Below are 210 nucleotides of genomic sequence, written 5' to 3'. Positions count from 1 at the left end.
GAGCATTATCTAAAATACTTGTATCCTCATTGATATAAAAAGGACTGATAAGCCTTACTAATTCTTCAGGTTTATATTCTTTTTTATCGTTAGCAAATAGTAGGTCTAATAGATCTCCTGTTTCACTATCAAATATAGGGTACAGGTCAACATAGCGCGTGCATAGCAACTTTTTAATTACTTTCTGCCAAAACTCCATGCTATTGTGTT

1 protein-coding gene is annotated in these 210 nt (G+C 32.9%); it reads right to left on the bottom strand.

Translation table 11 applies throughout. The annotated features are described in order from the left end of the window. Positions 1 to 199 (bottom strand): hypothetical protein (locus L979_RS16925; RefSeq protein WP_231559562.1); only part of this gene is annotated, 199 nt, incomplete at its 3' end. Positions 200 to 210: the final 11 nt, after the last annotated feature.

Origin of the sequence: Kocuria sp. ZOR0020 (assembly GCF_000800955.1) — a bacterium.
In the GTDB taxonomy this organism is placed as follows: Bacteria; Actinomycetota; Actinomycetes; order Actinomycetales; family Micrococcaceae; genus Kocuria; species Kocuria subflava.
The sequence above is the reverse complement of the archived record's forward strand: the minus strand, read 5'-3'. Positions and strand labels throughout refer to the sequence as shown.